We start from the raw sequence: 5,531 nt of genomic DNA on the forward strand, positions 1-5,531 counted from the left end.
GCATCTGCGGACGACAAGGTGCGTCATTTTAAAATGAATACCCGGACGCTTCAAGCTCCGCATCCGCCCGAAGCCCGCATTTCCCGACCCGCTTTGCGGGTAAGGCAAAAACCCCCGAATAATCGGGGGTTTTCTGAAAGGGTGTTTGGCAGTGACCTACTTTCGCATGGAAGAACCACACTATCATCGGCGCTGAGTCGTTTCACGGTCCTGTTCGGGATGGGAAGGCGTGGGACCAACTCGCTATGGCCGCCAAACTTAAACTGTTACAAATCGGTAAAGCCTTAATCAATATATTCGGTGATGACTGAATCAGTCAGTAAGCTTTTATCTCTTGAAGTTCTTCAAATGATAGAGTCAAGCCTCACGAGCAATTAGTATGGGTTAGCTTCACGCGTTACCGCGCTTCCACACCCCACCTATCAACGTCCTGGTCTCGAACGACTCTTTAGTGTGGTTAAACCACAAGGGAAGTCTCATCTTCAGGCGAGTTTCGCGCTTAGATGCTTTCAGCGCTTATCTCTTCCGAACTTAGCTACCCGGCTATGCAACTGGCGTTACAACCGGTACACCAGAGGTTCGTCCACTCCGGTCCTCTCGTACTAGGAGCAGCCCCCGTCAAACTTCCAACGCCCACTGCAGATAGGGACCAAACTGTCTCACGACGTTTTAAACCCAGCTCACGTACCACTTTAAATGGCGAACAGCCATACCCTTGGGACCGACTACAGCCCCAGGATGTGATGAGCCGACATCGAGGTGCCAAACTCCGCCGTCGATATGAACTCTTGGGCGGAATCAGCCTGTTATCCCCGGAGTACCTTTTATCCGTTGAGCGATGGCCCTTCCATACAGAACCACCGGATCACTATGTCCTGCTTTCGCACCTGCTCGACTTGTCGGTCTCGCAGTTAAGCTACCTTTTGCCATTGCACTATCAGTCCGATTTCCGACCGGACCTAGGTAACCTTCGAACTCCTCCGTTACTCTTTGGGAGGAGACCGCCCCAGTCAAACTGCCTACCATGCACGGTCCCCGACCCGGATTACGGGTCTGGGTTAGAACCTCAAAGACACCAGGGTGGTATTTCAAGGACGGCTCCACAGAGACTGGCGTCTCTGCTTCTAAGCCTCCCACCTATCCTACACAAGTGACTTCAAAGTCCAATGCAAAGCTACAGTAAAGGTTCACGGGGTCTTTCCGTCTAGCAGCGGGTAGATTGCATCTTCACAACCACTTCAACTTCGCTGAGTCTCGGGAGGAGACAGTGTGGCCATCGTTACGCCATTCGTGCGGGTCGGAACTTACCCGACAAGGAATTTCGCTACCTTAGGACCGTTATAGTTACGGCCGCCGTTTACTGGGGCTTCGATCCGATGCTTGCACATCTTCAATTAACCTTCCAGCACCGGGCAGGCGTCACACCCTATACGTCCACTTTCGTGTTAGCAGAGTGCTGTGTTTTTAATAAACAGTCGCAGCCACCTATTCTCTGCGACCCTCCTAGGCTTACGGAGCAAGTCCTTAACCTTAGAGGGCATACCTTCTCCCGAAGTTACGGTATCAATTTGCCGAGTTCCTTCTCCCGAGTTCTCTCAAGCGCCTTAGAATTCTCATCCTGCCCACCTGTGTCGGTTTGCGGTACGGTTCGATTCAAACTGAAGCTTAGTGGCTTTTCCTGGAAGCGTGGTATCGGTTACTTCGTGTCCGTAGACACTCGTCGTCACTTCTCGGTGTTAAGAAGACCCGGATTTGCCTAAGTCTTCCACCTACCGGCTTAAACAAGCTATTCCAACAGCTTGCTAACCTAACCTTCTCCGTCCCCACATCGCATTTGAATCAAGTACAGGAATATTAACCTGTTTCCCATCGACTACGCATTTCTGCCTCACCTTAGGGGCCGACTCACCCTACGCCGATGAACGTTGCGTAGGAAACCTTGGGCTTTCGGCGAGCGGGCTTTTCACCCGCTTTATCGCTACTCATGTCAACATTCGCACTTCTGATACCTCCAGTACACTTTACAATGCACCTTCATCGGCCTACAGAACGCTCCCCTACCATGCCAGTAAACTGGCATCCGCAGCTTCGGTTATAGATTTGAGCCCCGTTACATCTTCCGCGCAGGACGACTCGACCAGTGAGCTATTACGCTTTCTTTAAATGATGGCTGCTTCTAAGCCAACATCCTGGCTGTCTGGGCCTTCCCACTTCGTTTACCACTTAATCTATCATTTGGGACCTTAGCTGGCGGTCTGGGTTGTTTCCCTCTTGACAACGGACGTTAGCACCCGCTGTCTGTCTCCCGAGGAACCACTTGATGGTATTCTGAGTTTGCCATGGGTTGGTAAGTTGCAATAACCCCCTAGCCATAACAGTGCTTTACCCCCATCAGTGTCTTGCTCGAGGCACTACCTAAATAGTTTTCGGGGAGAACCAGCTATCTCCGAGTTTGTTTAGCCTTTCACCCCTATCCACAGCTCATCCCCGCATTTTGCAACATGCGTGGGTTCGGTCCTCCAGTACCTGTTACGGCACCTTCAACCTGGCCATGGATAGATCACTCGGTTTCGGGTCTACACCCAGCAACTGTTCGCCCTATTAAGACTCGGTTTCCCTACGCCTCCCCTATTCGGTTAAGCTCGCTACTGAATGTAAGTCGTTGACCCATTATACAAAAGGTACGCAGTCACACCACATGGGCGCTCCCACTGTTTGTATGCATCAGGTTTCAGGTTCTATTTCACTCCCCTCCCGGGGTTCTTTTCGCCTTTCCCTCACGGTACTGGTTCACTATCGGTCGATGATGAGTATTTAGCCTTGGAGGATGGTCCCCCCATATTCAGACAGGATTTCACGTGTCCCGCCCTACTTTTCGTACGCTTAGTACCACTATTAAGATTTCGAATACGGGACTATCACCCACTATGGTCAAGCTTCCCAGCTTGTTCTTCTATCTCGACAGTTATCACGTACAGGCTCCTCCGCGTTCGCTCGCCACTACTTGCGGAATCTCGGTTGATTTCTTTTCCTCCGGGTACTTAGATGGTTCAGTTCTCCGGGTTCGCTTCTCTAAGTCTATGTATTCAACTTAGGATACTGCACAGAATGCAGTGGGTTTCCCCATTCGGACATCGCGGGATCATAGCTTTATTGCCAGCTCCCCCGCGCTTTTCGCAGGCTTACACGTCCTTCATCGCCTATCATCGCCAAGGCATCCACCTGATGCACTTATTCACTTGACTCTATCATTTCAAGAACTTCTTTGACTTCGTTTACCTACCCGTTGACTAGGGAAGTAAACTTGAAATTCCTACTTTGATAAAGCTTACTGCTTTGTTGTGTCTTAATCCTGCCTTTTGTGTTTCAGGATTAAGTCGATACAATCATCACCCAAATACTGTGTTTGTTTTCTTTTCTCTTGCGAGAGATTTTTATCCTTTGCAAAGAATAAAAAATCAAAACAAACTCATTGTCTTTGTTTGTTGATTTCGGCTTTCCAATTTGTTAAAGATCGATGCGTCGTTATTCTACTTCGCAAATCAAAATAAGCTGCTGAGAATAGCAAACTTGTTTTCATTTGTAAAGTTTTGGTGGAGGCAAACGGGATCGAACCGATGACCCCCTGCTTGCAAAGCAGGTGCTCTACCAACTGAGCTATGCCCCCCGTTCTTGGTGGGTCTGGGAGGACTTGAACCTCCGACCCCACGCTTATCAAGCGTGTGCTCTAACCAGCTGAGCTACAAACCCGGATTCTCTTCTTAAGCGAACCTTGCCTTCACTCAAGCTTCTTCCGCATCTTTTCAGTTTACCGATAAGTGTGAATGCCTAAAGCCTCTTCTTTCTCTAGAAAGGAGGTGATCCAGCCGCAGGTTCCCCTACGGCTACCTTGTTACGACTTCACCCCAGTCATGAAGCATACCGTGGTAAGCGGACCCCTTGCGGTTATCCTACCTACTTCTGGTATCCCCCACTCCCATGGTGTGACGGGCGGTGTGTACAAGACCCGGGAACGTATTCACCGCAGTATGCTGACCTGCGATTACTAGCGATTCCGACTTCATGCACTCGAGTTGCAGAGTGCAATCCGGACTACGATCGGTTTTGTGAGATTGGCTCCACCTCGCGGCTTGGCTACCCTCTGTACCGACCATTGTATGACGTGTGAAGCCCTGGTCATAAGGGCCATGAGGACTTGACGTCATCCCCACCTTCCTCCGGCTTGTCACCGGCAGTCTCATTAGAGTGCCCAACTGAATGATGGCAACTAATGACAAGGGTTGCGCTCGTTGCGGGACTTAACCCAACATCTCACGACACGAGCTGACGACAGCCATGCAGCACCTGTGTTACGGCTCCCGAAGGCACTCCTCCGTCTCTGGAGGATTCCGTACATGTCAAGACCAGGTAAGGTTCTTCGCGTTGCATCGAATTAATCCACATCATCCACCGCTTGTGCGGGTCCCCGTCAATTCCTTTGAGTTTTAATCTTGCGACCGTACTCCCCAGGCGGTCAATTTCACGCGTTAGCTACGCTACTGAACAATCAAGTTGCCCAACAGCTAATTGACATCGTTTAGGGCGTGGACTACCAGGGTATCTAATCCTGTTTGCTACCCACGCTTTCGAGCATGAACGTCAGTGTTATCCCAGGAGGCTGCCTTCGCCATCGGTATTCCTCCACATCTCTACGCATTTCACTGCTACACGTGGAATTCTACCTCCCTCTGACACACTCTAGTCACCCAGTTCAGAACGCAGTTCCCAGGTTGAGCCCAGGGATTTCACATCCTGCTTAAGTAACCGTCTGCGCTCGCTTTACGCCCAGTAATTCCGATTAACGCTCGCACCCTACGTATTACCGCGGCTGCTGGCACGTAGTTAGCCGGTGCTTATTCTTCAGGTACCGTCATCAGCCGCTGATATTAGCAACAGCCTTTTCTTCCCTGACAAAAGTCCTTTACAACCCGAAGGCCTTCTTCAGACACGCGGCATGGCTGGATCAGGCTTGCGCCCATTGTCCAAAATTCCCCACTGCTGCCTCCCGTAGGAGTCTGGGCCGTGTCTCAGTCCCAGTGTGGCGGATCATCCTCTCAGACCCGCTACTGATCGTCGCCTTGGTGGGCCTTTACCCCACCAACTAGCTAATCAGATATCGGCCGCTCGAATAGCGCAAGGCCAGAAGGTCCCCTGCTTTCTCTCTCAAGACGTATGCGGTATTAGCTGATCTTTCGATCAGTTATCCCCCACTACTCGGTACGTTCCGATATGTTACTCACCCGTTCGCCACTCGCCACCCAAGAAGCAAGCTTCTCTGTGCTGCCGTCCGACTTGCATGTGTAAAGCATGCCGCCAGCGTTCAATCTGAGCCAGGATCAAACTCTTATGTTCAATCTCTAACTTTTTAACTTCTGGTCTGCTTCAAAGAAACCGACAGAACAATGTTCAAAACATCATCTTGTCTGTCTTTCAAACAGTGTGAGGCTCAAGGCACTCACACTTATCGGTAATCTGTTTTGTTAAAGAGCGTT

2 tRNA genes and 3 rRNA genes are annotated in these 5,531 nt (G+C 50.5%); all 5 read right to left on the minus strand.

Annotated elements, in window-relative coordinates:
* Nucleotides 1–143: 143 nt before the first annotated feature.
* A 5S ribosomal RNA gene (gene rrf / locus Q9I99_RS11020) occupies nucleotides 144–257 on the minus strand.
* A 96-nt stretch (nucleotides 258–353) separates the two neighbouring features.
* Nucleotides 354–3,245 (minus strand): 23S ribosomal RNA (locus tag Q9I99_RS11025).
* A 346-nt stretch (nucleotides 3,246–3,591) separates the two neighbouring features.
* Nucleotides 3,592–3,667: transfer RNA gene (locus Q9I99_RS11030), tRNA-Ala, on the minus strand.
* Between the two features lie 6 nt (nucleotides 3,668–3,673).
* Nucleotides 3,674–3,750 (minus strand) — tRNA-Ile (locus Q9I99_RS11035).
* A 100-nt stretch (nucleotides 3,751–3,850) separates the two neighbouring features.
* Nucleotides 3,851–5,391: ribosomal RNA gene (locus tag Q9I99_RS11040) — 16S ribosomal RNA — on the minus strand.
* Together the 16S, 23S and 5S rRNA genes with 2 tRNA genes alongside form the textbook arrangement of a ribosomal RNA operon.
* Nucleotides 5,392–5,531: the final 140 nt, after the last annotated feature.

Origin of the sequence: Neisseria basseii (assembly GCF_962707005.1) — a bacterium.
GTDB lineage: Bacteria > Pseudomonadota > Gammaproteobacteria > Burkholderiales > Neisseriaceae > Neisseria > Neisseria bergeri.